Source organism: Mycolicibacterium sphagni (assembly GCF_002250655.1).
Lineage (GTDB): Bacteria > Actinomycetota > Actinomycetes > Mycobacteriales > Mycobacteriaceae > Mycobacterium > Mycobacterium sphagni.
The window spans coordinates 17,763-44,078 of the sequence record NZ_NOZR01000023.1 but is presented as its reverse complement, the minus strand read 5'-3'; the positions used below and the strand labels follow the sequence as shown (position 1 = coordinate 44,078).

21 protein-coding genes are annotated in these 26,316 nt (G+C 60.8%); 5 read left to right on the top strand and 16 right to left on the bottom strand.

The window, feature by feature from the left end:
* Positions 1-579: 579 nt before the first annotated feature.
* The 8 genes from CG716_RS22800 to CG716_RS22765 all read right to left on the bottom strand — a co-directional run bounded on the left by CG716_RS22800 (position 580) and on the right by CG716_RS22765 (position 9,133).
* A complete protein-coding gene (locus CG716_RS22800; RefSeq protein WP_094483396.1) occupies positions 580-1,365 on the bottom strand; it encodes an enoyl-CoA hydratase/isomerase family protein in 786 nt (261 codons plus the stop codon).
* Between the two features lie 73 nt (positions 1,366-1,438).
* A complete protein-coding gene (locus CG716_RS22795) occupies positions 1,439-2,974 on the bottom strand; it encodes a class I adenylate-forming enzyme family protein (protein WP_094483395.1) in 1,536 nt (511 codons plus the stop codon).
* Between the two features lie 40 nt (positions 2,975-3,014).
* A complete protein-coding gene (locus CG716_RS22790) occupies positions 3,015-3,437 on the bottom strand; it encodes a Zn-ribbon domain-containing OB-fold protein (protein ID WP_094483394.1) in 423 nt (140 codons plus the stop codon).
* The gene (locus CG716_RS22785) at positions 3,434-4,615 is read right to left on the bottom strand and encodes a thiolase C-terminal domain-containing protein (RefSeq protein WP_094483393.1); all 1,182 of its coding nucleotides are present in this window, start codon (positions 4,613-4,615) and stop codon (positions 3,434-3,436) included. The genes CG716_RS22790 and CG716_RS22785 overlap by 4 nt, the downstream gene beginning before the upstream one ends.
* A gap of 7 nt (positions 4,616-4,622) precedes the next feature.
* A complete protein-coding gene (locus CG716_RS22780; protein ID WP_094483392.1) occupies positions 4,623-5,447 on the bottom strand; it encodes an enoyl-CoA hydratase-related protein in 825 nt (274 codons plus the stop codon).
* Between the two features lie 33 nt (positions 5,448-5,480).
* Positions 5,481-6,266, bottom strand: a complete 786-nt coding sequence (locus tag CG716_RS22775) for an alpha/beta fold hydrolase (RefSeq protein ID WP_094483391.1) — start codon at positions 6,264-6,266, stop codon at positions 5,481-5,483.
* Between the two features lie 225 nt (positions 6,267-6,491).
* The gene (locus CG716_RS22770; RefSeq protein WP_094483390.1) at positions 6,492-7,712 is read right to left on the bottom strand and encodes a zinc-binding dehydrogenase; all 1,221 of its coding nucleotides are present in this window, start codon (positions 7,710-7,712) and stop codon (positions 6,492-6,494) included.
* Complete coding sequence (locus CG716_RS22765) at positions 7,676-9,133, bottom strand: aldehyde dehydrogenase (protein ID WP_207760752.1); 1,458 nt, start codon at positions 9,131-9,133, stop codon at positions 7,676-7,678. The genes CG716_RS22770 and CG716_RS22765 overlap by 37 nt, the downstream gene beginning before the upstream one ends.
* A gap of 180 nt (positions 9,134-9,313) precedes the next feature.
* Between CG716_RS22765 and CG716_RS22760 the strand changes: the two genes are divergently transcribed.
* Both CG716_RS22760 and CG716_RS22755 read left to right on the top strand, forming a co-directional pair.
* A complete protein-coding gene (locus CG716_RS22760) occupies positions 9,314-10,546 on the top strand; it encodes an aromatic ring-hydroxylating oxygenase subunit alpha (protein ID WP_234817984.1) in 1,233 nt (410 codons plus the stop codon).
* A 57-nt stretch (positions 10,547-10,603) separates the two neighbouring features.
* Positions 10,604-11,566, top strand: coding sequence for a PDR/VanB family oxidoreductase (locus CG716_RS22755; RefSeq protein ID WP_234817978.1), 963 nt, complete (start codon positions 10,604-10,606; stop codon positions 11,564-11,566).
* A 290-nt stretch (positions 11,567-11,856) separates the two neighbouring features.
* On the opposite strand, the gene CG716_RS22750 is transcribed toward CG716_RS22755, so the two are convergent.
* The 5 genes from CG716_RS22750 to CG716_RS22730 all read right to left on the bottom strand — a co-directional run bounded on the left by CG716_RS22750 (position 11,857) and on the right by CG716_RS22730 (position 19,064).
* Positions 11,857-13,017 carry an acyl-CoA dehydrogenase family protein gene (locus tag CG716_RS22750; protein ID WP_094483386.1) on the bottom strand — a complete coding sequence of 387 codons (1,161 nt, stop codon included), beginning with the start codon at positions 13,015-13,017 and terminating at the stop codon, positions 11,857-11,859.
* A gap of 49 nt (positions 13,018-13,066) precedes the next feature.
* Positions 13,067-14,266 carry an acetyl-CoA C-acetyltransferase gene (locus CG716_RS22745; protein ID WP_094483455.1) on the bottom strand — a complete coding sequence of 400 codons (1,200 nt, stop codon included), beginning with the start codon at positions 14,264-14,266 and terminating at the stop codon, positions 13,067-13,069.
* Positions 14,267-14,295: 29 nt separating this feature from the next.
* On the bottom strand, positions 14,296-15,714 hold the full coding sequence (locus CG716_RS22740; protein ID WP_094483385.1) for an aldehyde dehydrogenase family protein: 1,419 nt from the start codon (positions 15,712-15,714) through the stop codon (positions 14,296-14,298).
* Positions 15,715-16,299: 585 nt separating this feature from the next.
* Positions 16,300-17,946 (bottom strand): AMP-binding protein, encoded by a 1,647-nt coding sequence (locus CG716_RS22735; RefSeq protein ID WP_094483454.1) that lies wholly within the window; start codon positions 17,944-17,946, stop codon positions 16,300-16,302.
* Positions 17,947-17,954: 8 nt separating this feature from the next.
* A complete protein-coding gene (locus tag CG716_RS22730; RefSeq protein ID WP_165774261.1) occupies positions 17,955-19,064 on the bottom strand; it encodes an LLM class flavin-dependent oxidoreductase in 1,110 nt (369 codons plus the stop codon).
* A 272-nt stretch (positions 19,065-19,336) separates the two neighbouring features.
* Here CG716_RS22730 and CG716_RS22725 point away from each other — a divergent pair, with 272 nt between their 5' ends.
* The gene (locus tag CG716_RS22725; protein ID WP_165774260.1) at positions 19,337-20,179 is read left to right on the top strand and encodes a TetR/AcrR family transcriptional regulator; all 843 of its coding nucleotides are present in this window, start codon (positions 19,337-19,339) and stop codon (positions 20,177-20,179) included.
* Positions 20,180-20,217: 38 nt separating this feature from the next.
* Here the strand turns inward: CG716_RS22725 and CG716_RS22720 are convergent, their stop codons facing one another.
* The 3 genes from CG716_RS22720 to CG716_RS22710 all read right to left on the bottom strand — a co-directional run bounded on the left by CG716_RS22720 (position 20,218) and on the right by CG716_RS22710 (position 24,040).
* The gene (locus CG716_RS22720; RefSeq protein WP_094483382.1) at positions 20,218-21,366 is read right to left on the bottom strand and encodes an acyl-CoA dehydrogenase family protein; all 1,149 of its coding nucleotides are present in this window, start codon (positions 21,364-21,366) and stop codon (positions 20,218-20,220) included.
* 38 nt (positions 21,367-21,404) lie between these two features.
* On the bottom strand, positions 21,405-22,643 hold the full coding sequence (locus CG716_RS22715) for an acyl-CoA dehydrogenase family protein (RefSeq protein ID WP_094483381.1): 1,239 nt from the start codon (positions 22,641-22,643) through the stop codon (positions 21,405-21,407).
* A 239-nt stretch (positions 22,644-22,882) separates the two neighbouring features.
* The gene (locus CG716_RS22710) at positions 22,883-24,040 is read right to left on the bottom strand and encodes an acyl-CoA dehydrogenase family protein (protein WP_094483380.1); all 1,158 of its coding nucleotides are present in this window, start codon (positions 24,038-24,040) and stop codon (positions 22,883-22,885) included.
* A gap of 221 nt (positions 24,041-24,261) precedes the next feature.
* Between CG716_RS22710 and CG716_RS22705 the strand changes: the two genes are divergently transcribed.
* Both CG716_RS22705 and CG716_RS22700 read left to right on the top strand, forming a co-directional pair.
* Positions 24,262-25,362, top strand: coding sequence for an acyl-CoA dehydrogenase family protein (locus CG716_RS22705; RefSeq protein WP_165774259.1), 1,101 nt, complete (start codon positions 24,262-24,264; stop codon positions 25,360-25,362).
* Between the two features lie 41 nt (positions 25,363-25,403).
* The gene (locus CG716_RS22700; protein ID WP_165774258.1) at positions 25,404-26,174 is read left to right on the top strand and encodes a PaaI family thioesterase; all 771 of its coding nucleotides are present in this window, start codon (positions 25,404-25,406) and stop codon (positions 26,172-26,174) included.
* The last annotated feature ends 142 nt before the right edge of the window (positions 26,175-26,316 follow it).

Genomic DNA, 26,316 nt, shown 5'->3' with positions numbered 1-26,316 from the left:
ACGAATGGACCAGAGCTCCACCGATCGACCGGCCATTCGATTGGTGTGCAAATCAAATACCGTTCACAACATCGTCAAAGAAACGCCGGGGGGTGTCGCGCACATAACGTGAGTTGGCCTGGCCGTAGGTCTCTCTGGCATATCACTAACCAATCGGCTATTCGTTGTTGCGCCGGTCGACCGCATCTTGGCGAACCCTCTTTTTAGTTCTGCGATTCGAATTCGTTAGGAAGCTCCGAATCCCGCGCGCGCCACTCGACGTGCGCCGCTATCGCACCCGAAGCGGTGTCATACCATCCCCTGGTGGTCGCGTACTCGACCATCTGGTCGAATTGACGCTGCCAATCGGGTGTCTCTGAGGCCGGCCCTACGAGCCTGATCACTGCGGCGGCAGTGATATAGGCCTGGTCGGGACCAGACGCAAACCCCACGTCAGCAGACTCCAACGCTGCGGACAATGCTTCGGCATTTCGGTCTCCTACCGCGACGATGTGAAACTCTGTGAACGTCTGGGGGTCCCTCAGTGAGACCACGGCGGGTGCCTTGCCGCTCACTGTGACGATCATGACGTCGCCCGCTTCACGAGGTCTTAGCTTTCAGCCTGTCCGCCATGTCCCGGATATTGGCCTGCACCTGCGCATCGCGGGACACATCTCGGTACAACGCGTGCGCATAAACGAAACCGGCCAACGGGTCCATCGCCGGGCTGCGCAACGCTTGTTCCTTGAACACGCGTAACGTCTTGATGCCGTTGCGCGCGATCGCACGGGCCAATTTCTGGGTCCGAGCGTCGAGTGCATCGTCGGCAACCAGCAACTCTAATAGTCCGATCCGCGACGCTTCGGCGGCGTCGATCGTCTCCCCGGTGAACAGCAAGCGCTTGGCCTGTCCAAGCCCCACGATGCTCGACAGAGGATCGATGAAGGTGGTCATCCCGAATTTGACCTGCGGCCACGAGTAGATCGAACTGGTCGCACCGATCCGGATATCGCAGAAGCCGACGATGTCAGCGCCGCCGCCGATCGCCGGCCCTGCGATGGAAGCAATCGTGGGCTTGGGGTACTCGAAGATCATTTTATAGAACGCGTAGGTGGTCTCGTTGTACAGATCCTGGTCGTCAGCGTTGTGATGGACGAGCTCATCGAGGTCGAGTCCGGCTGCGAACGCGGTGTTGCCACCGGTCAGTACGATCACAGCCACTGATGGGTCGCGACTCCAGCCACTCAGGCAGTCGATCGCTTCGCCGAATAGCTCAGAGTTCAACGCGTTCATATGTTCTGGGCGGTTGAATCTCAGTTCCGCAACGCCATCGCGAACCGAGGTCAGGATCGTGTGATACTCGCTGGTTTTATCTCCAGTCATCATCCAATTTCCTATCCTTGTTTGTTAAAACTGCTGTGCGTCTGCGACGTTCATGCGGGGGATTGGACGCCACTACCTAGCTATCGTCGCTTGCGAGTTGCTGACGTAACGTGGTCTTGAGAACTTTTCCGGCTGCGCTCAGAGGCAACGACTCAACAGTGACGTAACGCTTGGGGCGCTTGTAGTCACTCAGTTCCCGACTAACGTGCCCTGAGACGTCTTCTGCGGTGACGCCATCATCGAGAACGACTACCGCGCAAACGATTTCACCCCAATGACTGTCGGGTGCACCGATCACTGCAACCCCGCGCACCCCGGCCATCGCGGCGATTACGTCCTCAACCTCCGCGGGATAGACGTTGAATCCGCCGCTGACGATCATGTCCTTCTTACGATCGACGACGTAGAGATAGCCTTCGTCGTCGAAGCGGCCCATGTCGCCGGACGTTATCCACTCCCCACGGTGCATGGACGCGGTCTCTTGTGGGTTGCGGTAATAGGCACTGCCCATGGTTAGGCCACGTTTGTAGATCTCGCCGATTTCGCCGACGGGAACGTCGTTGCCGTCCTCGTCGAGCAGCCTGATTTGCACTCCCATCACTGCTTGACCGACGGAACGATCCTTGCGTAGCTGATCAACGGGGTGGATCAGCGCGGTGGCACCCAGTTCGGTGGACCCGTAGAATTCATAGATTCCCCCGTGTGGAAAGAGCGCAAGAAGCCCTTTCTTGGTGTTATTGAGCAGGGGAGACCCAAGTGAGAGCACGACCCGGACCGAGCTTAGGTCGGCGTCAGTTGCCGCAGGGTGATTCATCATCGACTCGTACATCGTGGGCACCATGGGCAGCATCGTCACCTGGTGCTCATCGATCGCAGCGATCGCGGCCGCAGCGTCAAATGCCGGCTGCATCACCAGCTGCCCCCCTCCGTAGAGGGCGGCAAGCGCGAAGTTGAAGCCAATACCCGCGTAGATCGGGGCCGCCAGCAGAATCTTGTCGCGACTCGTCAATTCGAATTCCCGAACAAAAGTGTTCCAGGTGTCGAGCAGCCTGCGGTGAGTTACCAACGCGGCTTTCGGCGGCCCGGTGGTCCCAGAGGTGAAAGACAGCCAGTAAGGGTCGTCAGGGTCGACGGAAGGTAGTTCTGCCGCCGAAGCCGTTGCTGTGGAAATCAACTCGGCGTACGAGACACCGAGTTGGGATTCCTCCCCTACCACGAAGACGAACGCTGGAGGCGGCGCGAGCTCAGGCAGCGCTTCAGCCAAGGTCTGTGTGAGGGACGAGTGGACGATCACCGCCTTCGCGTCGGATCGGCTCAAGAAATAGGCGATTTCGCGGGCCACGGATCGCGCGTTGAGCGGAACGATGACAAGGCCCGCCTTAGCGATCCCGTACATCGCCTCCAAGTAGATGCCGTCGTTGGCCATCAGCACTGCAACTTTGTCGCCGGGCTCCAGCCCGATCGAGAGCAAGGCCAAGGCCAGGTGCGTTGAATGCCTATCGATTTGGCTCCAGGCAACACTCCCGTTGGCGAGCACGAGCGCCGATCGATCAGCGGTGCGGCTGCTTCGGCCATAGTGTCGGCATACGTCCGCTACTGTCAGCCCCTCCATGACGATCCCCGGTCTAGCGGGCCGGCCCAATGACGGGGTGTCATCGCGAGGTCCTTTCGAACTCGATCTGGGGAACGCCGTCGGAGTCGATTCTGGTTGCCAGCCTGATGGGCATCCCGATTTCCACCTCGTCGACGCTCACACCGATCAGGCGACCCATCAGCCTTGGGCCAGAATCGAACTGCACGCCGACAACGACATACGGAACAGCAGCGAAAGCCGGATGCAAGGGCCTATGGACGACGGTGTAAGTGAAGACCACACCAGTCTGAGGTGACGCTTCCCATGCCAGAGTCTCGGTGGTGCATCGCGGGCACATCTCGCGGGGAGGAAACTGCCACCGCTGACACGTCGTGCAGCGCTGGAAATCGAGTCTGCCTTCGCCCAGCGCGGCATAGAATTGCTTTGTCAAACCATGCAATTCAGGCAGTGGACGGCCAACGGCGACCTGTTCGACAGTCATGGTGCACTCCGTGTAAGTACGGCAATACTGCCCTCACCGAAATCGCCGAAACCAGTCACGATACCCACCTGGGCATCGTCGACTTGCCGATCGCCAGCGTCGCCACGGAGTTGGCGTATGGCCTCGACGATGTGATTCATCCCGAGAATGTGCGCTTCCGAAAGAAGTCCGCCGTGTGTGTTGACCGGAAGTGCGCCCCCGAGGCGGATCGCGCCGTCGGCGATGAAATCTTGGCCTTCTCCTGCGGGACAGAACCCCGCGGCCTCGATCTGTTGCAATGCCTCGAAGGTGAAACAGTCATAGATCTCAGCGAAATCCACGTCTTTGGGTGTCAGTTCCGCCATGGCGAACGCCTCGGGTGCCGCCGTGTGTAGACCGATATGATGTGTGTCGGATCGGTTGAGGTAACAGTCAGCCGGGAAGGGGTGGCCCTCGGCCGCACCGGCTATATGAACCGGCCGCGACGGGAGATCTTCTGCGCGTTCGCGGGCGCTAACGACGATGGCTGCGGCACCGTCGGTTTCGAGGCTGCAGTCCAGTAGTCGGTAGGGATCGGAAATGATAGGCGCCGCCAAGTAATCGTCGAGCGTCATCGGCTTTCCGCGCATGACGGCTTGCGGGTTGAGCTGCGCGTGCGCGCGGAATGCGACCGCGATCTCACCGAGTGCCTCAGAGCGCAAGGCATAGTCGTGCATGTGTCTTCGAGCAAGCATCGCAAACCACTGCGGCGGCGCCGTGGCCCCGGTGGGCATGTAGTAGTCCCGGGCCACAGCGCCTGGAAGGATGCCGAGTTCCTCTGCCTCGCGTGCACGAAAGGATGAGTATCCATTCCACCCGACCGGCACCAGAACGTGGCGGGCCGCTCCAGTGGCTACGGCCAACCCGGCCATCCGCAGCGCGGAAACCGCGCTGGCACCACCGTTGTCAATCTTTCCCGAGAAGCGCAGGTCTGTCGTTCCCAGATTCGCCGCGAGTTCGCGCACTGATCCGCCAGTAATCGGAGCTATGATTCCGTCGATCTCTGTGGGCAGCAGCCCGGCATCGTTGATCGCCGCCACTGACGCGCGCAACAAAAGCAGCAAGTTCGAGACCATCGATCCCTTGCCGCGGGTGTATTCAGTCGTTCCGATTCCGGTGACGCACGCCCTGCCCCGGAGTGTCGTGGCCGCGCTGGCCATAGTCAATTCACCGCCCTTTGAATTCGGGCCGCCGCTTCTCAAGAAATGCACGCGGACCTTCCTTGGCGTCGTCACTCGCGAAAGCCTTTTCCGACAACGCACCTTCCAGCACGAACCCCGGCTCGAGGTTCATTGCTCGCACGCTGATCTCTTTTGCAGTGCGTACCGCCACCGGTCCATTGGTGCAGAGCAGTTCAGCGATCGCGATCGCGCGGTCAAGGAGTTGGTCCATCGGCACAATTTCGTTGATCAGGCCGACTTCGCGTGCTCGGGCGGCGTCGATTGTGCGGCCCAGCAACAGGATCTCCATCGCGACCGCCCAGGGGATCTGCCGTGGCAGCCTGATGTGAGAGCCGCCTCCTGGCACTAGGCCCCAGCGGACTTCCCCTAACCCGAAACTGGCATGCGGGGCAGCAATTCGGATATCGGTGCCCTGAAGCATTTCCAGGCCACCCGCGATGCAGTAGCCGTTGACCGCCGCCACAATCGGCTTGAACACATCGGAAAAGAAGCGCTTGGTGTCGTCGGGGATCAGTTGATTACGCTGATTGCTGGTCAACAAATTAATGGTTTCGTCGAGATCGCCACCGGCGCAAAACGATTTCTCACCCGCTGCGGTGAAGACGGCAACCCAGAGATCGGGATCGGCGTTGAAGGCCGCAAACGCGGCGTCGATTCCCGCCATCATGTCAATGCTCAGTGCGTTGAGTGCTTCGGGACGGTTGATCGTGATGATCACGATATGCCCACGCGGCTCGTAGGTAATCGTCGGTGGAAGCGTCGGCAGAGGCCCAGAAGAGACCGACGCCGCTCGGTCTTCTGTTGCGGTCATAGATTCGTGTCTTTCTCTTGCTTTCAATGGATTTCAGAAGCTGCGATAGAAACTTGACAAGGCTGCAGACACCTCGCTCGCACTCTGGATGTTGATGTTGTGACCGCCTCCGGCGATCTCGATTAAACGAACGTTCGGAAACAGCTTGGCGGCTTCCCGTGCTTCACTCACGGGAATGCCGCTGTCGGCATCGCCATGGATTAGCAGGACAGGCACGCTGATGTCCGGCAACCGATCAGTCACGTCGGTCTGAGTGAGTACCGCCTCCCCGAACGCGATGAGAGACTCATCCGAGAGTTCATGGTCGATCGCCGCGATCTGCTTCTTGATCAGGTCGGGGTCACGATCAGCGGTACCTGGTTCCATCTGCAACGTCACCACCATCGGGATGATGGTGTCGCGTTGGCCGTCTCGAAAACCTTGGACCATCCCCGAAAACGCCTCGTTAACCTTGCCTCTGGGCGCACTGGCGACGAGAACAAGGCTACGAACCCGCTGAGGTGCGGCCAGGGCCATCCGAAGTGCGGTAAAGCCGCCTTGCGACATCCCAGCCACGTGAAACTCGTTGACCTCGAGCGCGTCGAGGAACGCGAGGAACAGCTGCCCGACATCTTCGAAGCTGAAACCTGGCTGCAAGGGCTCAGACTTGCCATGCCCTGGCATGTCGAGGGCGATAACCCGATGGGTCTTTGACAGCTCCACGACCTGGGCATCCCACAGATGCAAGTTCATACAGTAGCCGTGGATGAGCAGTACCACGTCTCCGCGACCGTGATCCGCGTAATGCAGGCTGGTCCCACGAACGACTCTGGTCGGCATTCGTTACTTCTCCGTTCCATTGCACACATCCGACTGGGCCGTCGTCGCTGTGCGGAGCTGGACCGGTGCGCTGACGAACGATCGACGGATGAAGTACCTGGCGGCGACGAGTTTCATCGAGCTTCGGCAATCGCGATGATCCCACACTCTTCGTCTCCCAACCGATCGTTTGGTTTCGTAGTATGTGCTGCGCCGCCGCCCGTGTCAACGCACCGATCTAAACAATCAGACGTCAGCGGGTGGGAACACGACCACGGTGCGGCCTGGATGCTTTTGCATATCGCTCATCGCGCCGGGGAGTTCGTCGAGACCGACACGCCGAGCAATGAGAGGCTCCAGCGCAAGCTTGCCGCTCATCACGAGATCGACGAGGATTGGTAGATCTGTGTGCGGTTTGATCGAACCTTGCGACGAACCGGTGACCCGCTTCTGTAACAGCATGGCTAGCACCGGAACCGAAACCGCATCCGTCAGTGCGTGTATCGCGAGGAGGACGACTTCACCGCCAGCACGAATAGCGGCAAGAGATTGATCGAAAGTGCTGGCAGCACCAGCCGCATCGAAAGCGTAGTCCATGCCGCGCCCGGTCAGCTCGAAAGCTTTGGCGACCAGGTCATTCTCGAGTGGATCGATGGTGTGGGTCGCGCCCATATTGATAGCTACGTCACGGCGATGGACTTCGGGATCGGAGACCAGAATCGTCGATGCGCCCGCCAGTCTAGCCGCGGCCACAGCGGCAAGACCGACACCGCCAGCCCCGACAACCAGGACATGAGCGCCGGCTTCGATCTTCGCGCGGCGCAGCACCGCTCCGATCCCCGTGGTAGCCCCGCAGGCCAGTACGCAGAGCAGGTCCAAAGGGGCGTCGTCGCGGACCTTGGTCACGACTTCTTGTGGCACGACGGCAAATTCGGCCAGCGACGACTGACAGAACGAGTGATGAAGTTCAACACCGGCAGAGTCATGCAATCGTACGGTGCCGTCGAGCATGGCGCTGGTCATCGCCATCGGCGCCAGTGTTTCACATAGCTCTCCATCACCGCGTTCACATTGAAAGCAGTAACCGCAGCACATCACGATCGTCATGAGAACCTTGTCGCCGATCGCGAGGCCGGTTACCCCGGGCCCGACAGAGTCGACGACGCCCGCGCCTTCGTGGCCAAGTACCACAGGCAACGTTGCGGGAAAGCCGCCCTCACAAACCATCACATCGGTTTGGCACAGTCCGGTGGCGACCATTCGAACGCGCACTTCACCACGACCCGGCTCCGGGATCTGCACTTCCTCGATCTTTACGGTCCCGTGCTCGCGCACAACCGCAGCTTTCATTGGCATGATCTGGCCCTTTTTCAATTCTCGAGTGATCGGGATGTCGTATGTACAAGGATGGTGAAGACCGAAGTCTGGGTCTAGGTGTAGATGGCCGACGTCGTATTCGCGACGCATAGCGTCTTGTCTTCAAGAAACGCGCTCAGGCCCTCCGGTCCAAACTCGCGACCGATCCCTGAGGACTTGACGCCGCCGAACGGGCAGTTAAATTCAAAAGCGAAGCCGTTAACGGTGATCGTGCCGGTGCGGACCTGACGTGCGATCGCGGTGGCTTGGTCGATATCGGTTCCCCACACCGACCCCGACAATCCGTACACCGAATCATTGGCGATCCGCACCGCATCTGCGGACGACTCGTACGGAATGACTGCTACCACCGGCCCAAAGATTTCCTCTTGCGCGATCCGCATCCCGTTGTCCACGTCAGCGAACACGGTGGGTTCGATGAACCAGCCGATGGGACTGGCATCTGGCCGACCGCCACCGGCCGCGACCCTGGCACCCTCGCTTCGACCCAGCCGAAGGTAACTCTCGACGCGGTCGCGCTGGCGCTGAGATACCAACGGCCCAACATCGGTGGCCTTATCGCGGGGATCACCAATTGATAGCGCTGAAACTTCAGCCGCCAGCGCTTCCACGACATCGTGGTAACGCGCGCGGGGGGCCAGCACACGGGTCTGCGCTACACACATCTGGCCGTTGTTGCCCATGATCGATGGGATGAGCGCAGGAATCGTCGCGGACAGATCGACGTCCTCACAAAGTACCGCCGCCGACTTGCCGCCGAGCTCCAACGTGACAGGGCGCAGGAGTCGACCGCAGCGCGCCCCGATTTGTTGACCCGCGGTTACAGATCCTGTGAACGAGATCTTGTCCACGCCCGGGTGGCTCACGAGGTGTTCACCCGTTTCGCGCCCACCGGGCACGATGTTAACGACCCCATCTGGAATGCCAGCCTGCAGAAGACATTCAGCCAAAATGTAGCTGTCCAGCGGCGTCTCGGGCGAGGGCTTCACGACTACCGTGCATCCAGCGGCTAATGCCGGGCCCAGTTTCATGACGATGCTCAACAGCGGGATGTTCCACGGGACGATGGCGCCCACCACGCCAACCGGTGATCTGATGACCCGAGCCCGACTCATCAGGCCCTCACGCTCTTCCTCGAAAGCGAAATGACGTGCCAGGGCAGCAAAGTACGCCAGCGCCATGGTGGCTAGCCCGACTTGTCCCAGTTCGGAGAAAGCCAACGGCGACCCGTTTTCCTCGGTGATGGTCATGGCGAAGTCTGCGCTGCGCTCCGCGATGGCTGCGACCAGTCGATCCAACACGTCGGCGCGCTCAGCTGCGGTCATGCGCGGCCAAGGCCCGGAGGCGAACGCTGTTCGCGCGGCGGCGACCGCGGCGTCAATGTCGGCCGTGCTGCCCGCAGGTGCGACGGCGAGGACCTTCTCGGTGATTGGCGATATCACCTCAATCACGTCCGAGGTGCTCGGCCGCACCCATCCGCCGCCGATGAAGAACTCCGACCGGTCTGCCACCACCACCGAATTCCTCCGCATCCTTGAGGATCAATTCGACCAACCGATCGATTGGTTACGATGCTATTGGCTACGCGACAGCGGCGTCAAGGATTTCGCATCTTTTACTCCGACTACGATGACAACGCAGGTCGAGTCGTCAAGCCGTCCAAACCTGACCGGATTAAACCGATCGATTGGTTGACCCTGAGCTGCTACGCGCCTTATGCTCTCCATGTTCTACCGCAGAGGAGTCGCTTCATGGACACGGCAGTCCAACCCGCCGCAGGAGTCGATCGCGCCGACTTGGTCCGGCGTTTGCTTGGCCATCTGGACGCTAAGTCCACTCGCCTAGCCGACAACGTCTACTTCGAGCCAGCCCGCGGCTATATCGACCCCGACCAGTTTGCTGGCGAGGTCGACAAACTCTTCCGTCGCTCACCACTGTGGGTAGCGTGGTCTGCCGAACTACCCAACGCCGGCGACTACAAGGCGATTGAAATCGCCCAAGTGCCAATGATTTTCCTTCGCGGCAAAGACGGATCGGTGCGAGGTTTCAGAAATTCCTGCACACACCGCGGCGCGACTCTGCTGCCAGAGGGCACCGGGTGTATCGGTCGCAGGATCGTATGCCCGTACCACGCGTGGTCGTTCGACCACGACGGCAAGCTCACCGGCATACCCCACGATCAGGGTTTCGCGCCCCTGGACCGGTCCCAACGGGGATTGACCGCTATTCCGGTCCAGGAGAAATACGGGATGATCTTTGCCTGCGCCGATCCCGACGGGCAATTCGATCTCGACGACCACCTTTCGGGCCTCGGGCCCGAACTTGGCGCGCACGGCTGGGCGAACTTCACTGCCGGAAACACGAGGACGATATCGTGTGCGTCGAACTACAAGCTCGCGATGGATACCTATTGCGAGGCGTACCACTTCCCCTATGTGCACACCAATTCCCTCCCGACCGCGATCCCGAACACGATGGAAGTCGACAATTTCGGTCATCACATCCGGATGACATACCCGTTCGGTCCCATCGATGAGCTGCGAGGTAGGCCTGACGGCGAATTGGCACAAGCAGTCCTCGGGCAGCACATGTTCATCGTTTACATTATTTTTCCTAACGTGGCGGTAGTGACCACAGACTTCGGCGCGTCCGCATATCAAGTTCTGCCTGGAGCAGTCGTCGGTGAGTCCACGACAACCGACCATCAGATCGTCACCGGTGCCGCCGACGACGATCTCAAGTCGATGATCGTCGCTGGCCTCGACTACAACTTCAGTCTCGTAGACACCGAGGACTATCCACTTTCCGAAAGGGTCTTTCGGTCATTGCGGGCAGGCACGCCGTCCGCACTGGTGTTCGGCCGCAACGAGCCTGCGCTACACCTTTTGCATGACAGCTTTAACGCCGCAACATCCGCGCAATGACGCCGGAGTTCTCCCATTGTTCCGCCAACCGCGGCCACCCAGAGATGCGAAGCGTCGGTGACGCCGGAACGCATGGACCTCGTAGTAACCAAGACTGAGCACGAGACTGACGAAATCCGTTCGCTCTACCTGGAACCCACTGACGGGGCAGTTCTCCAGCCTTGGTCGGCCGGCGCCCATGTACACGGCGAACTGCCGTCTGGGTTGATCCGCCAGTATTCGCTGTCCAACGATCCCGTCAACCTCACCCAATATCGCATCTCAGTGTTGTTAGAGAAGTCTGGGCGCGGTGGTTCAGCAGAGATTCACAAGACTGTCCGCGAAGGCGACACACTATGGGTAGGAGGACCGAGCAATCTTTTTCCGCTCGTCGAGGCGCCGGGATATCTGTTCATCGCCGGAGGTATCGGCATTACCCCTATCCTGCCGATGATCCGAATGGCTCAACGAGCCCGGCGGGACTGGCGGTTGGTCTATGGGGGACGAACATTGAAGTCGTTGGCATTCATTCGCGAACTCGGCGAGATGGTGGGCGGCAACATTGTCTACGTGCCGCAGGATGAGCAAGGGTTCCCAGACATCCACGGCGAAATCATGGATATCTCCGAGACATGGAAGATATATGCGTGCGGGCCCCCAGGCCTGTTGAGTGCGACCGAACGCGAATGCGCGCGGGCGGGACGTACCGAAAGCCTCCGACTGGAACGGTTCGTTGCCGATCCGGAGGCAGAACACGTCAGCAGAATGGATGATTCGGCGTTCGAAGTGAAACTGCACCGATCTGGCACAACGATTTCTGTGCCTGCTGATCGCTCCATTCTCGCTGCGGTGCGCGAAGTTCGACCTGAGGTGCAATTCGATTGCCAGGTCGGATTTTGCGGTACCTGCGAGACGCGCGTTCTGGACGGTGTGGTCGATCATCGCGACAAGGTGCTCGATGAGGACGAGCGAGCAACCAACACCACAATGATGATCTGTGTGAGCCGGGCTAAGTCTGCGCGGCTTGTGCTGGACATCTAAACGCCACGTGTCGGGCGGGGCCCGAACCGATGGAATCCTATGGCCAACCATAAGCGCAGCGGCCAATCATGGAGCTCCGAAAGATCAGCAACGAGCACGCCTCCCCGCAGCGACCTCGTCGGCGAGCCTTCCACCTTCGTCGGTTCCTGCCTCCCACTCGCCGGCGGATGCCGCGGATTGCACCGCTGCAACCTTCAGCGTCTGGATCCCTGGCGGCTAATTAGCTGGCTCCAAAGCGGCCAGCACCGCGTCACCGGCTGCGAAGTATTCCGCGCCGCGGAAGAGAAGGGTCAGCGGCCCTCAGTGGAGCTCTGCCTTTTGCGCACTAGCTCTCGACCGATGACGAGTTTCTGAATCTCACTGGTCCCCTCGTATATTCGGTAGAGCCGGGCGTCGCGGAAAAATCGCTCAACCGGAGTCGTCCGCATATAACCCATGCCGCCGTGGACCTGTACGCCGCGGTCAGCGACGCGATTGACCATCTCACTGCAGAAGAGTTTCGCTGACGATGGTCCGACCGTAGTGTCCTCGCCCGCGTCATAGCGCGTGGCAACGTCAACAACCAATGCTCGACCCGCCAGCAGTTCGGCATGCGACTCGGCGAGCATCGCTTGGACCAGCTGGTACTCGCCGATCGGACGGCCGCCTTGCTTGTTCATTGCCGCATAGGCCACCGATTCGTCGCAGATACGTTGAGCAAGACCGACACACAGGGCCGCAACGTGCACCCGACCGCGCGACAGCACCGTCAATGCCGCGGCGAATCCGCCGCCCTCGGCCCCGCCGAGGAGCCGGGACGCGTCTACTCGGACATCGTCAAAGGACACCTCGGATGTCCATGCCCCAGCTTGACCCATCTTGCGGTCTTTGGGCCCAATCGCAACTCCAGGAGTCGTGGTATCAACGATAAAGGCTGAGATGCCCTTTGCGCCCTTCGCGTTGGGGTCAGTGCGCGCGAACACGACGAGCAGATCGGCCAGTGCTGCATTCGTAATGAAGCGTTTGCGGCCGTTGATTACCCAGTCAGAGCCCTGACGGCGCGCGGTGGCGCGTAGCCCCGCAGGATCAGAACCCGCTTCGGCTTCGGTGAGAGCGAACGAGGCGATCGCACCGGCCGCCAACCGCGGGAGATAAAGCTGACGTTGCTGTTCGGTGCCGAACTTCGCGATCACCTGGCCAGCAATGCCGTTGTTAGTGCCGAACATCGATCGAAACGCGGGAACGGTATAACCGAATTCGAAAGCCAGACGGATGTCCTCGGACAGCGACAGTCCCAGGCCTCCGTGTTCGGCCGGCAGCGCGTACCCGAATAGACCCATGTCGGTGGCAAGCGTCCGCACGCGCGGCGGTATCGCGTCAGTCTCCTCAATTTCGTCCTCGCAGGGAATCACCTCGGTTCGCACCAAATGGCGGACTGCGGAGAGCACCTGCTGAAATGATTCGTTGTCCATCAGTGCTCTGGTCCTTCGGAGGCGACTGTCATGAAATACCTCTCTCCAACTAGGCCGATTCGAACAACGCCGCCATGCCCTGGCCACCGCCGATACACATGGTGACCAGCAAGTAGCGACCGCCGCGACGGTTGAGCTCGTGAAGGCCTGTTGCGAGCATCCGGGCACCGGTGGCCCCGATCGGGTGACCAAGTGAGATGCCTGATCCGTTGACGTTGAGTTTGTCGGGTTCGTTCCATCCCCAGCCGGCCAGCACGGCCAGCACCTGCACAGCGAAAGCTTCGTTAAGTTCGACCAAGTCGACCTTGTCCCAGGTCATACCGGTTCTCTCGAAGAGCTTCGCCACGGCTGAAACGGGGCCCAAGCCCATTGCCGCGGGCTCGCAACCGGTGCTCGCCCACCCGATGAGATAACCGATTGGCTCCAGCCCCAGTACGTCGAGCTTATCGTCGGCCACGATCAAACACGCAGCCGCAGCATCGTTTTGTTGACTGGAGTTGCCTGCAGTAACCGTGCCTGACGGCTGCAGCGGCGGAAGGTCCGCTAGCGCCGCGGCAGTCGAGTCTGCGCGTATTCCTTCGTCGCGCGCAACCAGCGAGGCTGGGCTGCGACCGTGCGGGGGCACTGTAACCGTCACGACTTCGCCGTCGAAATGTCCCGCCTGCCACGCCGCGGCGGCTCGCTGATGGCTGCGCGCCGCGTATTCGTCGGCCGAATCGCGAGATATGCCGAACTGTGCCGCCAGGTTCTCCGCGGTCTGCACCATCCCTGATATAGGCCCAAAGCGCGCTTCGGGTTGCGATCGCTCGCGACCACGATCGAGACGGTCGTATAGCGGCTGAGTACCTGACCTCGCACCCCAGCGGGCCGAGGTGCTGTAGAACTCGATGTTGCTCATGCTTTCGACACCGCCAGCGAGTACAGCATCGGCCGTGGCGGTCTGAACCATCATGGCCGCGGTGACAATCGCCTGCAGTCCCCCGCCGCAACGTCGGTCCGTGTGAAATCCGGGAACACCGACCGGTAAGCCAGCGTGTAAGCCAGCCCAGCGGCCAATGCACGGGGTTTCAGAATTCGCGTAGGCCTGCGCGAAGCAGATGTCATCGATGCGCTCGGGATCGATGCCGGAGCGACGCGCGACCTCACGGACAACGGTGGCAGCGAGGTCTTCGACTGGCACTGTCCGAAGGGATCCGCCGAACTTGCCCACGGGAGTGCGCACGGGCATCACGACGGCAGCGCGGCGCAGCGCAGCGCCGCCATTGCCAGAACGTATCGTCATCGCTGAATTGCCTTGATTTCCAGATATTCTCGCAGCCCTTCAACCCCGTTCTCCCGGCCTACACCCGACTGTTTGTAACCACCGAAGGGCGCAACGGGGTTGTATCTACCGCCGTTGATGTCAACAGATCCAGTGCGCACGCGACGTGCAAACTTCAATGCGCGCGCCTCGTCCGCTGACCACACCGCCCCCGACAGTCCGTAACGGGAGTTGTTGGCGATGTCCAATGCCTGCTGTTCGTTGGTGTACCGCAGCACGCTGAGAACCGGGCCGAAGACTTCTTCCTGAGCCACTGTGGAATTCGGATCAACATCCGCCAATACCGTTGGAGCGATAAAGTAGCCGGCGTCGCACCCATCGGGCACTGCAGTGCCCCCCGCCGCGATCCGCGCTCCTTCATCGACGGCCTGGCGGATCAGTCCTCGCACCCGGTCGCGCTGTGTCGCGCTGATCAGCGGTCCCAGCCTCGTGTCGGGCTGCGTCGGGTCGCCAGGTGCGTAGCGTGTGCTCAGAGCAGCCGCGTGTTCAACCGCTTCGTCATAGACATCGGCGTGAACAAGCATCCGTGTCCAGGCCGTACACGTCTGGCCACCGTTAAGAAACGCCGAGGCAACTCCCGCCTTGACCGCCGTGCCGAGATCCGCGTCAGGAAGGATGACATTCGCCGACTTCCCGCCTAGCTCCAACGTCACTCTTGTGACGTTGGGCGCAGCCAGTTCCGCGACGCGGACACCTGCGCGCCGGGACCCGGTGAACGACACCATATCGATGCCCGGGTGCGATGCAAGCGCCTCGCCGGCCTCGGTTCCATAACCCGGCACCAAGTTCACCACGCCGGCGGGGAAGCCCACCTCGTGTAGTGCATCAAACAGCTCATAGGCGACGGTAGGCGCAAGCTCGCTGGACTTGACGACGACTGTGCAACCCGCGGCGAGGGCGGGGGCCAACTTGCAGACGATCTGATGAAGCGGATAGTTCCACGGCGTGATGGCGCCGACCACACCGACTGGTTCTCGAGTAACGAGGGTATTTCCTACCTGCTCGTCAAAGCGGAAATACTCGAGTATGTCGACGTAGCTGCTCAGAATCATCTGCGGCAACGAAACTTGCAGGCGCGTGGACGTCGTTATCGGGCAGCCCATTTCGGCGGTTATGGTGGCCGCCATGTCTTTGGATCTGGCTATCAGCGCAGCGCCCAGACCCTTCAACATCTCGGCCCGCTCGGCGTAGGACGTCTGCGACCACGAGTCGAAGGCACGGCGGGCCGCTGTGACCGCGGCGTCCACATCAGCTGAGGTTCCGGCCGGCACACGAGCGATGATCTCACCGGTGGCCGGATTCTCAACGTCAATCACTGACCCCCTAACGGACGATGCCCACTGGCCGTCGACGTAGATTGTCGTCCTAACGGACATCCATTTCTCCCATTCGGTGAGTTCGGTGGCCGATCGCCAGCGAGTGGTGGGGGGTCGTGGAAGGTCGTGCTCGACAGGAGGTGATCTCCGACCCGGAGATGCACCCCCGGGCCACACGAACCCTTGGCTTCCAACAACTCCGCGCGGCCGACCACCGTGGTGTGGTCGGCTACCTCGATCTCTTGGTGCACTGCGCGTTCCATCCATGAGCGCACCCTGCCAGTCGAGGCCTTACGGTCAAGACAGACGGTGGCTGAGCCACTTCGACGGACGTCTCCCCGGCAAGACCGAAGGAAGTAACTGCGCGGCACTTGGCAGCGGGTATCGACTGTGATGCAGAATCCGACCTGTTCGCGGATCGCCGGCCAGCGTTTGAGAGTAGCCGCAGCGAGAAATGCCCCCGGCGGTGTGTCAAGCAAAACTGCCGACAGCCTCGCCACCGGTTGCCCGCTAGTCTCACCCCTGAAGCTAAGACCGGCGACAATAACGGCTCCAGAAGAGATCGGGCACGAGGGCGCCCCGCCGACGGTGCTGCTACCTGATAGGTCGCCACAACGCTGCGAGATGTTGGGGGATGAACGTGACCTAGCCATTAACAACCGTGTCGAGGCCCAGTTGAACGGCCATCTGCTCTGCGACCAAAAACTTCCGAATCTTGCCCGCTGGAGTCATCGGAAACTCGTGCACCGTCACGACGTAGCGCGGCACCTTCCAACGTGAGACACGATCTGAGCACCATTGCCGGACTGAGTCCTGGTCCACGTCGGCTCCGCTGACGGTACGCACTACCGCACACAATTCTTCGCCGTAATACCTATCCGGCACCCCGACAACGGCGACTTCTGCGATGTCGGGATGGCCAAGAAGTACGCCCTCGATCTCGGCGGGCGACAGATTCTCGCCACCTCGGATCACCATCTCCTTGACCCTGCCCGAGATCCTCAGGTAGCCAGAGTCATCCATGGATGCTATGTCGCCGGTAGCGAGCCAGCTATCCGACCCGACTGGGGCCGAATCGGTATCCGACGATTCGGGATTGAGATACCCAGCCATCGCGCCTGGCCCGCGATACAGGAGCTCGCCCGCTACTCCGCAGGCGACGACCGCGCCTTCTGTGTCGACGATCTTGACCGACACTCCAGGCAGTGGCACTCCAACAGATTCAGCTTTCAATTCGGCGCTGTCGGTGGCCAACGCCGAGGCCATGACTCCTGAGCACTCGGTCTGTCCGTACACGTTGAGCACGCCGACGCCAAACGCCTGCTCTACTTTCCGAACAAGGTCGACCGGCAAGACTGCTCCACCGACAACGATCAACCGTAAGGAGGACAGATCCCGTTCGGGCAGAGAAGGATGCTCAAGCATCGCCAGCAACATCGTTGGAACCCCGAAGAATCCCGTACACCTCTCGGACTCCAACAGGTCCAGGGCCCGGCCCGCCTCGAAGATGACCAACGGCAAAGTGGTGTATCCCACCGATGCTGTCGCAGGAGTCAGGACGCCCGAGCCGCCCACGTGGAACAGCGGAAACCCATGTGCGATTCGATCTCCCGGTTGCACGCCCAGTCGCCGCAGAAGGTCGCGCCCAGTAGTTGCGAGACCTTGGTGGGTTAGCTGAGCTGCTTTCGGGACCCCAGTAGTGCCCGAAGTAAATTGGACCATCATTGGCTGTGTCGGGTCCACAGTGCGGCAAGAGAGTTCAACAGCGCCCCCTCGCCTCGCTAGAGCGGGCAGATCCGAACGCAGCTGATAAACGTCGCGCAGACTCGGAACCTGCTCACGGACTGTGGCCACCAGCTCAGCAGGCCGCATACCTTTCAGTTCGTCGACCACGAAGATCGCCACTGTAGCGGTGACCCGGAGCGCGAACGCCAACTCCGCGGCGCGGTACAGCGGGTTAAGAGCTACCAACACCAGGCCCGCTCGAGCAGCGGCCCACTCCAGCAGAATCCACTCGGGATAATTGGGCGCCCACACGGCGATGTGCTCACCAGGTTGATACCCCGCGGCACAGAGGCCCGCCGCGAGATCCGTGGCCTGGGCGTCGAGCTCGCCGAATGTCCACCGGACCGCGTCCACGTCAGGCTGCGTGGAATAAACGACTGCTTCGCGGTCTGGCCACCTACGAGCCGCATCGCGCAGTAGTTTGCCCAAACTGCTTCGCAACAACAGAGTTTCGTCGTCGGGGGCGATGCGTTCAGCGACCCCCGTCGTCGGCGGTTGGAACTTCATGGCCACCGTCAGACTGATGTGGTGAACGGTTCGATTTCACTATTGGTGAAGGCTGCCGGTGTTGGCGAGTCGGTCGGGATATGTGGCATGACCTCGGCGGCAAAGAGCTTCATCGAGTTGCGCACGTGTTCATCGGCTAGGCCGCCAAAGCGCATCCAGGCTGAGAACTGTTTAGTACCGATATCAGTTTGCAGTTGAGTCAGGGTCTCGATCGCCTGATCAGGATCGCAAACCATAACGATGCCGGCTTCTTCGAGGCTGGCAAGGCTTACGGCTCCACTCATTTGATCGGCGACTTGTTTGTAGAACTCGTAGCTGGCGGCCGCGGGGCCCTGTGCCCCCGGCACTTTGGTCAGAACGCGGTCGAAGAACCAATTGATTGGCTCATGGGCGATCTCGCGAGCTTTGGCCTTGGTTGGGGCGATGTGCACCATCATCTGCAGCGGGAAGTCGATTGATTCCGGACGGCGCCCATGGTCGATGAGAGTGCGCGCAGCCTCTACAGCCGCATCTTTGAGCACTGGCATCGGCATCATCGTCGGTTGCATGGCCAGGTTGAGTCCATGTTTGGCCACGACTGCGAAGCCTTCCGGGCTTAGGGCCCCTACCCACACAGGTGGCCCGCCGGACTGGATCGGCCTCGGGAACACTTGCGCATCACGCAATGTGAAATGCTTGCCGGTGAAGCTGAACGATTCGTTACGCCACAGCCCCAGAAGCACTTCGAGACCTTCGGAAAATACCTCCCGACTGAAGGTCGGATCGGCACCCATCAGCGCGAATTCTGACGGTTGATAGCCCCGACCCACCCCTAGATCCACTCGGCCACCGCTGAGCACGTCGACCATCGCCCAGTCCTCCGCGGTGCGCACGGGGTTGCAGAACGGCAGGATCGTCACCAGCGTCCCTATCCTTATTCGGCTGGTGCGCATCGCCACTGCCGTCGCGAAAATACTCGGTCGCGGGATCGTGCCGTAGGCCGACCCGTGGTGCTCGGCTAGCCAGACGCTGTCATAGCCCAGCTCTTCTGCGAGCACGGCCTGATCCAAGAACTCCTCATACCCCGCATCGTGCGCCAACCCCGCGTCTTCCAGAGTGGTAAAAATACCGAATCGCACAGCTTCGCTCCTCAACCGATCGTTTGGTTGTAAGTATGCGGCGCGATCACTTCTCTGTCAACGAACCGTGCCATCGCTTACCGCGCGATTCAGGGGTCGTTACCGGAAAGTGCGCGCCTAAAGACTGTTTCGGCCGTGACCAAACCGGGCCGACAGTCGACTCGTCGGTTTCGGGGTAGGCTAACGACTGTTTGGCAGGTCGATCGACCCGCTGACGCGGTACGGAGAAGAAGGGTTCAACTACCTTGGCCAGACCCCGAGAGGTGGAGACGGTGGCGGATGAAGCGGCGGAATCGGGTGCTGAGCAACCCGTGCTCGCTGCGGCGGAACGCGATGAGACCTCTCGCTTACTCGCCGCTCTCGCCACTCCGAAAGGGCAAGAGATCGTGGACGCAGCGGCGCAGCTGTTTGTCGAAAAGAGTTACGATGCAACCGGCCTCACCGAACTGGCGTCACGTATCGGCATGCTCAAGGGCAGCCTCTACCATTACATCACGACCAAGGATGATCTCCTGTTTGCGATCATCGACAAGGTTCATCAAACCTCATTGGCCAACATGGTGCGATGGCAGCCGGTCGACGGTAGCGTCCACCTCAAACTGCGGATGTTCATCAAGGGCCATGTCGCCCATTTCGTGGAGAACTTCACCTTCGCCTCAGTCTTCATCCACGATTTCCGCTCCTTGAGCGCGGCGCGGCGCCAGGTGATCGTTGCCGAACGCGACGTCTACGACGGCTACCTGCGGACACTGCTGCGCCAAGGGCAGGCCGAAGGGGTCGTCTGCCCCGACCTCGACGCAAAGTCGGTCAGTATGGGCATCTTCGGCATGATGAATTGGATGTATCGCTGGTACAGCCCCGAGGGCAGTATCAGTCCAGAGGCGCTGGGAGATCAGTTCGCTGACTTGATTCTTGGCGGTGTGGTCTGCGAACCTCGGCAACACCGGACGGGACACAAGAGAACGCTCGGGTCACCGTTAATGCCTGATCACGAAGCGGACCTTGCACACAATGTCGATCAAGACGTCGATCTCGAGCAGGTGTTACGGGCCGCGCAACGTGCAGCAGTCCGGGCGACGCCCGGCCGGCCCGCTCAGCCGAAAGGCGTTCGGTAGGAACGACGAACTGATTCAGCTGGCGTTGCTGGTCCGATTTACAGACCCATGTCCTTGCTGATGATGAGTTTCATCACCTCGCTGGACCCGCCATAGATGCGGGACACCCGCGCATCGGCGTACATGCGTGTAATCGGTTGCTCACGCATGTAGCCGTATCCGCCGTGCAACTGCAGACATCGATCTACGACCCGGCCCTGAAGCTCGGTCGTGAACAGCTTAACTCGCGCTGCGTCCGCAGGAGTCAAAGCGCCCGCATCGAGGGCCTCTAAAGCATGATCGACCAGTACCCGCGCTGCCGTCACTGAAGCGCCCATATCGGCCAACTCGAACTTCGAATTTTGGAAGGTGCTCAAAGGCTTGCCGAAAACGTTGCGGCCCTTGGTATAGGCGATCGTCTCCGTGAGTGCGGCTTCCGACATCGCGACCGCGCTGAGCGCAATGGATAGCCGCTCCTGGGGCAGATTGGACGCAAGCAGCGTGAAGGCTGCGCCTGTCTCACCAAGCACATTGTCCGGAGGAATATAGACCTCGTCGAAGAAGAGTTCAACCGTATCTTGAGTGCCGAGCCCGAGTTTGGACAGCTTGCGTCCGCGGGCGAAACCGGTCATGCCTTCTTCGACGACCAGCAAACTCATTCCCGAGCGCCTGTTTTCCTCCGCTGAAGTTCGCGCCACGACGACGACCAGGTCGGCGTTGTAACCGCCGGTGATAAAAGTCTTACTTCCCGAAAGCAGATAGCCGCCATCGCCACGCGGAGTCGCTGCGGCGGCTATTCCCGCAAGGTCAGATCCGGCACCAGGCTCGGTCATCGCAATCGCAGTCAAAGTCTCACCCGAAGCGAGGCCGGGGAACCATCGTTGCTGCTGCGCTGGTGTGCTGTATTTTAGGAAGTACGGCATCACCACGTTCATGTGTACCTGCAGCGCTCCCAAGGGGATCCGCGTGTGTGCACTGGCCTCGAAAATCACCGCATTGAACTTGAAACTCCGCTGGCCACCGCCTCCGAAGTGTTCGGGTACTTGAATGCCGATGATCCCCAGTTCGCCGAGCTGTACAAACACATCACGGTCGATATGCCCCTGCCGCTCAAACGCCTCAACGCGAGGCGCAATGTCGCGTTCGAGCGCCGCCATGACCGTCTGGCGGAATTGTTCGTGGTCGGAGTCAAAGATGGTCCTTCTCATAACAATTCCTCTTTCACGGGACCGAATGCCCCAGCAACTCAGAGACTTTTAGGGAGACCCAACAGCCGTTCAGCTATTACGTTGCGCAGAACTTCAACCGTCCCACCCTCGATGGAATTCGCACGGGCTCGTAGATAACCAAAGTGGAGATCTGCGGACGGCTGCGGGCCATCATGATCGACAACAACGCCCTCGATGCCCGCCAGGTCCAGGTTGAGTTCAGTGCGCGCTTGATTGAACCTGGCCATCAGAATCTTGTTGATTGATTCCTCGGGGCCCGGCGGAGCTCCAGCAAGCTTGCGCTCCAGCGATCGGTGCGCCAGAATATCGCGAATCGACTGGTCGACAAACAGTCCCGCCAGTGCGCGACGGACATACGGGTCGGTGCCGATACCCCGTTCGGTCACCGCGCGCAGGATATCCGCCAGGTTGTCTCCCTGATCGAACGAAGCGCCGGAAATCGCCATACGTTCGTTGAGCAGCGTCGTGCGCACCACACGCCAACCTGCGTCCACAGGCCCGAGTACCTCGTCTTGGCCGACCAACAGGCCGTCGAGAAATACCTCGTTGAAATGTGCCTCGCCAGTGATCATCCGCAACGGCCTGATGGTGTAGCCCGGGCGTGGATGCGCTTCGTCGTCACGAAGCGAAGCGATCATCCACGACAAGCCGTGGTGTTTATCCGCGGCGGCATCGGTCCGGGCAAGCAACATGCCGTACCGCGCATGTTGGGCCAACGAGGTCCAAACCTTTTGTCCACGTACCGCAAATCCGCCATCGCTTCTTCGATCGGCGCGTGTTGTCACCGACGCCAGATCGCTACCAGCGCCTGGCTCTGAGAACAGCTGACACCAGATGTCTCGACCGCTCGCGATCCCCGGCAGGTAGACATTCTTCTGCTCGTCGGTTCCCCACTCCATGATGGTTGGGCCACAGAGGCCCACTGCGAGGATGGCAAGGCCCATCATCGGAACCCCGGCGCGTGCGACCTCATCCTGCACGGCGAAGTGTTCCGCCAGACTCAGGCCCCGGCCCCCGTATTCAGTCGGCCAGTGGACCGCCAGATACCCTGCTTCGCCCATGGTCTGGTGCCAGGCGACCTCGTCCCAGACCTTGCGGTATGCCCGCATGCGGCCACGATCGCCCTGCATTTGGGCGGCGCGCCATCCCGTGGGCAAGGCATCGGCAAGCCAGCAGCGGAACTCGTCTCGAAACGCGGCCCTCGCTATGGTGTCCTCGAATTCGAGCACACTGCTGATGTCAAGGGGCAGTTTCACCGAATCTCTTCCGTTACAACCGATCGTTTGGTTGTCATACTACTGAGCTTCTTCCGTCGGTCAAACCACCAGGTGAGGTAGGCGCGCTGGTCAGCTTGGCCGCACGTGCGAGACATCGCCGTCGCTCAGATCGAGGTGACACGAGCGTCGGCCGAATTGGGACGCCCGTCGGTATCGATTCGCTCGGTATGGTATTCATTGCAGCCGATTGCCCCGCAAATCTGGGCAAAGGCGTTGTACTAGTAAGACTTTGGAAGCCCCAAGCCTTCCGCTGCGATGTGGTTCAACGCCATTTCCCGGGTAACCGGCGCAATCTTGAACAGCCGCGCCACCATCAGGCGTTCGATGAGGCGATGGTCTGCCACGAATCCGCTGCCTGCGTAGGTCTGGAGAGCCCGGTCGAGTGCCAGCCAACCGGCGTCGCAGGCAAGGACTTTCGCGGCATTGCACTCGACACCAACGGCTTCGCCGCGATCGTATCCCCGCGCCGCAGCGATCATCAGACCCCAGGCCGCCTCGAGCTGAAGCCAGGATTCCGCGAGCGGGTGCTGCACCGCCTGATGCGCCCCGATGAGGTGTGCGAAGACAGCGCGCGAGTTGGCGTACCGACAGGCACGGTCCAGACCCCACCTGCCTAGGCCCACCGCCTGCGAACCTGTGAGAAGCCGTTCAGGATTCAGCCCATGGAACAACGCCGACAAGCCGTTCCCCGGCTCGCCGACAATGGCGTCGGGCCCGACCACTACGTCGTCGAAATGAACCACAAACTGCGATTCGAACAACGAGATGTCGATGTTCATCCTGGTAAGACCCAGCCGCTGGACGGGTTCCTCAACAATGAACAGCGTCAGGCCATCCGCTGATGGCGTCTGAGCCGCGACCAACATCGCAGCTGAGTCGTCCACGGCCGTGATGTAACACTTTTCACCACGGAGTCGCCAAGAGCCATCCCCAACCGGCTCGGCGACGGTGCGCATACGACTAGGGTTCGATCCAGCATCGGCCTCAGTCAGTGCAAAGCTGAACTCGATATCTCCAGCAGCGACTGGTGGAAGCCAACGGTCACACTGCTCAGATGAACCGCTGCGCAAAAGGATTGGACCGACGATCCCCTGCGATAGAATGAGCTTCGCCGCAGGAAATCCGGCAGCGGACGTACGCTCCATCACCAGGCAGAGTTCAAGTAGGCCCGACCCTGCGCCACCATACTTTTCGGGCAGCGACATCCCAGCAAAACCAGCGTTTACCAGTTTGGACCAAAGCTCGCGAACGGCGTCGCGGTCTCCGAACGACTTCGCCTCATAGCCTGCGGCAATACGCCCCGCCAGTTCCGCGGCACTGACCTGTTCCTCCGACAGGCAGTGAGCTTGCGCAAACGCACGAGCGGGATTTGGCATACGCACCTCTTCGGTTTGGAATGCACGAAGGAGCGTCGCGCATGTCGGTCGTGACCAGAGATAACCGCACCGGACGTTCTGGCTCGCAGTTCGTTCGGTGCGTCAGACTTCGCCTCCAGACCAGCATCCGTCCCTGGCCCCAATCTATACAACCAATCGTTTGGTCCAGATGCTAGGGTTATGTCTATGTTTGTCAGCTCTTCAGGCGCCAAATGAGGTTGTTGCCTTCACCGGAGCAGATCGAGTTGCGAGCTGCGGCACGCGCCCTAATGCAGGAGCACTCGACTAGCCCACAGGTGCGCCGCATCTCCGAATCCGATAGCTATGACTGGGAAGTTTGGCGACTCGTTGCACAGCAGATGGAACTGCCTGGGCTTGCGTTGCCTGAGTGGTACGGCGGTTCCGGGGCAGGCTTAGTCGAGCTGTGCATCACGATGGAAGAGATGGGGCGCGCGCTGTTTAGTTCGCCGTATCTAGCCACCGCGGTCCTGGCGGCACGTTTGTTGCTCCATTCCGGCGACCACGACGCTCAACGCGAGCTGCTGCCCAGCCTCCTCTCTGGCGAACGAACCGCGACTGTGGCTTATAGCGCAGCTGCGGGAATCGGCGGCGATGGTGACTTCCAGGCCCACCCCGGCAGCACACCGGGGTGCTGGACGGTCACCGGTAGCGACGACATTGTTCTCGATGCGTGTTCAGCTGATTTTGTGCTCGTCGTCGCCACGACGGAGGATGGTCCGACGATCTTTGCTGCCGATACGTCTCAGGCGGAAATTGAATGCCTTCCCCGTGAACCGTTCGATCGCACGCGCAGGCTAGGACGACTGCGACTGGATCAGGCGTGCGCACGCATGATCGGTGCGCCAAACCAGGGAAGGTCAACTCTCGCGCGCACTCTCGACGAATCGCGAATCGCGCTTGCCGCTGAACAACTGGGAGCCGCACAAGCCTGTCTGGACACGGCTGTGGAGTACGCGAGGGCCCGTAAACAGTTCGGCCGGCCGATCGGTTCGTTTCAAGCTGTGCAACACAAGTGTGCCGACATGCTGATCTCAATCGAATCAGCTAGGGCCGCAGTGGATTTTGCCAGCCACTACGAGGTAGGCGATGAAACAGAACTGTCGGTCGCCGCCGGCATCGCTGCGATCACCGCCTCCGAAGCGCTGGTTCACGCGGCGTCAGCTTGCATCCAGGTTCATGGCGGCATGGGTTTCACGTGGGAGCACGACGCGCACCTGTACTTGCGTCGCGCCAAATCGTCGCAACATCTCTTTGGCGGACCGAACTTTCACTACGCGCGGATCGCCGCAGCAATGTCATGAGCCCCAGCCCACGCCTCGATACGAGCGCACACCACACGCCCGTGGCAGACCTCGGCGCCAATGCGGTTGTGGAAATCAGAGAAACACCTGCATCCCGGATCCGCGACGATGTCGCCCGCGACCCGCGGCTTCCGGTCGAGGTCATGGCTAACCGACCGACACGCGACGTCGAACCCGCAGAATTTTCTGTGGCGATCGCTGCCAACCGAGATCCAGGCGCTCAGCATGAGTGGTATCCAATGGCCGGCGAGACTGCCGATTGGCTCGAATGGGTCAACAAGTTGCCATTCTGTCGGGACATTGGCTTGCGGTGCGTCGAATTTGGCGAGACATGGGCGTCCTTTCAGTTAGAGCGAGCTCCGCTGTCCCCCAGTCGCGATGGTGCGATCGCCGAGGGGATGTTGGCTGCTGCGGCAGATCAGGCGATGGCTGCTCTAGCCGTGCGGCTGTGTGACTCCAGGCAGCTGCCCGCGACTGGCTCTCTGCATATCGAATTCCACCGACCAGCATTTGCGCCGGTCACGCTTCGCGCAACGTCATTGCGCAGCGGTCGTCGGATCAAGTTCGTCGAGGTGGTGATCGAGGACGGGCAAGGCAACTGTTGCGCCACTAGCCAGGCGACGATGGTGCCCGGCGGTTCGAAGGTTCCCCCACAAGTCCGGCGCGACGGCCTCACCGCCAGAATGGACGAAGAAGCTGTGGTAGATCTGGATTCGGTCTCCGCCGCCGACGGCTGGACCTCAGGGGGGCGGGCGCCGCGCACTCCCCGCGGTCGGCTGAAATCCGGCCACCTCGATCACCCTCGTCGATAAGACTCAACAGCGCACTTGCAGGCGTTGAAATGCATGGACGCAGCGCAGACAATCAATCAGCCCTCTATGCCGATGATCAGCGTTCGCCGCCGACGTGCGGCTCGGACTCAAGTACCGGGACATGGAAACCCCTGCCGCTCAA

What these genes read in the sequence shown, in the direction of transcription:
- CG716_RS22800 (WP_094483396.1), bottom strand. Translation starts at nt 1,365, where the DNA reads ATGATGACTGGAGATAAAACCAGCGAGTATCACACGATCCTGACCTCG.
- CG716_RS22795 (WP_094483395.1), bottom strand. Translation starts at nt 2,974, where the DNA reads ATGGAGGGGCTGACAGTAGCGGACGTATGCCGACACTATGGCCGAAGC.
- CG716_RS22790 (WP_094483394.1), bottom strand. Translation starts at nt 3,437, where the DNA reads ATGACTGTCGAACAGGTCGCCGTTGGCCGTCCACTGCCTGAATTGCAT.
- CG716_RS22785 (WP_094483393.1), bottom strand. Translation starts at nt 4,615, where the DNA reads ATGGCCAGCGCGGCCACGACACTCCGGGGCAGGGCGTGCGTCACCGGA.
- CG716_RS22780 (WP_094483392.1), bottom strand. Translation starts at nt 5,447, where the DNA reads ATGACCGCAACAGAAGACCGAGCGGCGTCGGTCTCTTCTGGGCCTCTG.
- CG716_RS22775 (WP_094483391.1), bottom strand. Translation starts at nt 6,266, where the DNA reads ATGCCGACCAGAGTCGTTCGTGGGACCAGCCTGCATTACGCGGATCAC.
- CG716_RS22770 (WP_094483390.1), bottom strand. Translation starts at nt 7,712, where the DNA reads ATGCGTCGCGAATACGACGTCGGCCATCTACACCTAGACCCAGACTTC.
- CG716_RS22750 (WP_094483386.1), bottom strand. Translation starts at nt 13,017, where the DNA reads ATGGACAACGAATCATTTCAGCAGGTGCTCTCCGCAGTCCGCCATTTG.
- CG716_RS22740 (WP_094483385.1), bottom strand. Translation starts at nt 15,714, where the DNA reads ATGTCCGTTAGGACGACAATCTACGTCGACGGCCAGTGGGCATCGTCC.
- CG716_RS22735 (WP_094483454.1), bottom strand. Translation starts at nt 17,946, where the DNA reads ATGAAGTTCCAACCGCCGACGACGGGGGTCGCTGAACGCATCGCCCCC.
- CG716_RS22720 (WP_094483382.1), bottom strand. Translation starts at nt 21,366, where the DNA reads ATGAGAAGGACCATCTTTGACTCCGACCACGAACAATTCCGCCAGACG.
- CG716_RS22710 (WP_094483380.1), bottom strand. Translation starts at nt 24,040, where the DNA reads ATGCCAAATCCCGCTCGTGCGTTTGCGCAAGCTCACTGCCTGTCGGAG.